We start from the raw sequence: 2,978 nt of genomic DNA on the forward strand, positions 1-2,978 counted from the left end.
CGGCGGTGTTGGAGATGCGGGCGAAGGCCCCGGCGATGCCGCGCTCGAACATCAGGTCGGTGACCAGCTTGACCTCGTAGAAGCACTCGAACCACGCCACCTCGGGTGGATAGCCGGCGTCCACCAGCTTCATGAAGGCCTGATCGATCAACTCGCCCACGCCGCCGCACAGGACCACCTGTTCGCCGAACAGGTCGCTTTCGCACTCGTCCTTCATGGTGGTCTCGAGAATGCCCTTGCGGCCGCAGCCCAGCGCCGCGGCGTAGGACAGGCCCAGCCCCCTCGCCTGTCCCGTGGCGTCCTGATGCACGGCGAACAGGCAGAAGACGCCGTCGCCCTGTTCATAGATCTCGCGGATGCGCGGGCCGATGCCCTTGGGCGAGGCCAGAATCACATCCACGTCCGGCGGCGGCTGGATCAGGCCGAATCGCACCGACAGGCCGTGGGCGAAGACCAGCGCCGTGCCCGGCCGCACATGGGGCGCCAGCTCGTCGGCCCACAGGTCGCGGTGGGCCTCGTCCGAGACCATGATCGCCAGCACCTCGGCCCACGCCGCCGCCTCGGACGCTGTGACCACCAGAAAGCCGTCGGCCTCGGCCTTCGCCCGGGTGGCGGAGCCGGGCTTCAGGGCCACGCGGATGTCCGCGACGCCCGAGTCGCGCAGGTTCAGGGCGTGGGTGCGGCCCTGACTGCCGTAGCCGATCACGGCCACCTTGCGGGCGCGGATGATCGACAGGTCGCAGTCGCGGTCATGGAAAACGGGCAAAGGCGTGCTTAGGTGTTCAGTCATGAGCACAGACATAACCCCTTCCGCCATCGTCGCCTTCTGGAAAGAGGCCGGGCCCGCAAAGTGGTTCGCCAAGAACGACGCCTTCGACGCCGAATTCCGCCGCCGTTTCCATGACGCCCACGTGGCCGCCGCCCGGCGTGAGCTGGACGGCTGGATGGACACGCCCGAGGGCGCCCTGGCGTTGCTGATCCTGCTGGACCAGTTCCCGCGCAACAGCTTTCGCGACACGGCCCATTCCTTCGCCACCGACCCCCTCGCCCTGATGTTCGCCGAGGACGCCATCGAGCGGGGGCATCACGAGGCGTTCGACTTCCCCCTCCGCAACTTCATCCTGCTGCCCTTCCAGCACTCGGAGCGGCTGGAGGACCAGGACCGGTACATGGCGCTGGCGGCCGGGGACGCCGAATCCTTGAAGTGGGGCCGAATCCATCGGGACATCATTGTGAAGTTCGGTCGTTTTCCCCATAGAAACCCGGAACTTGGCCGCAAGACCACACCCGAGGAGCAAGCCTTTCTGGATGAGGGCGGCTTCGGCGGCTGAGTGAGACTCCGCGCGCGAAAAACAGTGCAATGGGAGTGCAACTTTCTCTCCCGAAAGACCTCCTTGTCATCCCGTCCCGGATAGCGCCTGCGGCGCTTCCGGGATGACTAGCCGCCTCATGGACCCGCTCCGGGATGTTGGACTCTGAAAGCGAAAAACAGTGCAATCGGAGTGCAACTTTCCCTCTCCCAGTGGGAGAGGGCTGCGCGCAGCGGGGTGCGTGAGCAGCCCGCTTCTTCCGCGCGCAGGGTGAGGGTCGGGTGGCCGCCTTCTGAAACAGACGACCCTCAACCCCCGCGCCAGAACCTTCGCGCTCCGCGCTCCGGTGCGCGGGGCCCCCTTCTCCCATCGGGAGAAGGAAAAACAGTGCAACTGGAGTGCAACTGCGCGTCCGTAGCGTCTCGAAGGATGGATGTGTGTTGGGTAACTCCTCTCTCTGAACGGATTTTCGGAGGAGTTTACAGGCTCCGCGAGCTGCGGGGACAAAACACCCCCGCGACAACGAGCAAAGCCTTGTTTCAAGGGGACGTGGTCCTGCGGAATGCGGGGTTAAACGGCCGCATGCCGCGCTAGCCCAATCGGGCCCGGAGGCTGACGAAGCCTGACAGTTGAGCGGCGCCCCATAGGCTGTTACGGCGATCAGCGTTAGGCGATTTCCAGGATCTGACCGGGGAGGTTCACATGGCTCGTTTCAAACTCATTCTCTGCGCCGCCGTCGCGAGCGCTACAGCCCTTGCGGGCGCCCTGCCCGCCGAGGCCCAGAACCGCCGATCGGGCGCCCAGCGCACCCAGGATGACATGATGGCGCAGATCCCGCGCTGCGCCCGTAATCTGGGCACCGTGGCCATCGCCGACGGCCAGGCGGACGTGTTCCGCGAGCTGCAGCTGTCGCCGCCCCAGAGCCTGCTGCGGGCGGTGATCCAGCGCTCGGGCTGCTTCACCCTTCTGGACCGGGGCGCGGGCATGAGCGTGGCCCAGCGGGAGCGGGATCTGGCGGCGGGCGGCGACCTGCAGCGGGGCTCCAATGTGGGCGGCGGCCAGATCCGCGCGGCGGACTATGTGCTGGTGGGCGAAGTGGCCAGCCAGAACTCCAACTCCGGCGGCAACGCCCTGGCGGGCATCGCGGGCGGGCTTCTGGGCCGCCGCAACTCGACCCTGGGCGCCGTGGTCGGGGGCATCAGCACCCGGCGGTCGGAAGCCAACACGGTGCTGTCCCTGACCGACGTGCGGACCTCCGAGACGGTGATGGTCACCGAGGGCTACGCCTCGCGCAACGACATCAGCTGGGGCGCCGGCGGCGCGGCGGCGGGCAGCTCGGGCTTCGGCGGGGCGGTCGGCGGCGGCTACGAGAACACCGAGATCGGCCGCATGGTGGCCCAGGCCTTCATCCAGGCCTATGCGGACATGGTCACCCAGATGGGCGGCATGAACCCGGACGCCGGAGAGGCCGCCCCCGTCCAGACCTTCGTGGTGCAGCAGGCCACCACCATGCGCTCGGCGCCCGAGACCGGCTCGGTGGTTCGCGCCCTGCCCGAGGGCCTGCGCGTCTATCCCACCGGCAACCGCGACGGCATGTGGTGGGAGATCATGGACGACAACGACAACATCGGCTGGGTCCAGAACGACCGGCTGGCGCCGGGAACCTGA

The 2,978-nt window shown here is 67.7% G+C and carries 3 protein-coding genes; 2 read left to right on the forward strand and 1 reads right to left on the reverse strand.

The annotated features are described in order from the left end of the window. Nucleotides 1-766 (reverse strand): ketol-acid reductoisomerase (gene ilvC, locus C0461_RS14055; RefSeq protein ID WP_292107892.1); only part of this gene is annotated, 766 nt, incomplete at its 3' end. A 22-nt stretch (nt 767-788) separates the two neighbouring features. Between ilvC and C0461_RS14060 the strand changes: the two genes are divergently transcribed. Beyond that, nucleotides 789-1,331 (forward strand): DUF924 family protein, encoded by a 543-nt coding sequence (locus C0461_RS14060; RefSeq protein ID WP_292107894.1) that lies wholly within the window; start codon nt 789-791, stop codon nt 1,329-1,331. A gap of 681 nt (nt 1,332-2,012) precedes the next feature. Further along, nucleotides 2,013-2,978 (forward strand): CsgG/HfaB family protein, encoded by a 966-nt coding sequence (locus C0461_RS14065; RefSeq protein ID WP_292107897.1) that lies wholly within the window; start codon nt 2,013-2,015, stop codon nt 2,976-2,978.

It is taken from the genome of Brevundimonas sp. (genome assembly GCF_013823285.1).
In the GTDB taxonomy this organism is placed as follows: domain Bacteria; phylum Pseudomonadota; class Alphaproteobacteria; order Caulobacterales; family Caulobacteraceae; genus Brevundimonas.

Coding starts and splice junctions, on each gene's coding strand:
- C0461_RS14065 (WP_292107897.1), top strand. CDS start 2,013: ATGGCTCGTTTCAAACTCATTCTCTGCGCCGCCGTCGCGAGCGCTACA.
- C0461_RS14060 (WP_292107894.1), top strand. CDS start 789: ATGAGCACAGACATAACCCCTTCCGCCATCGTCGCCTTCTGGAAAGAG.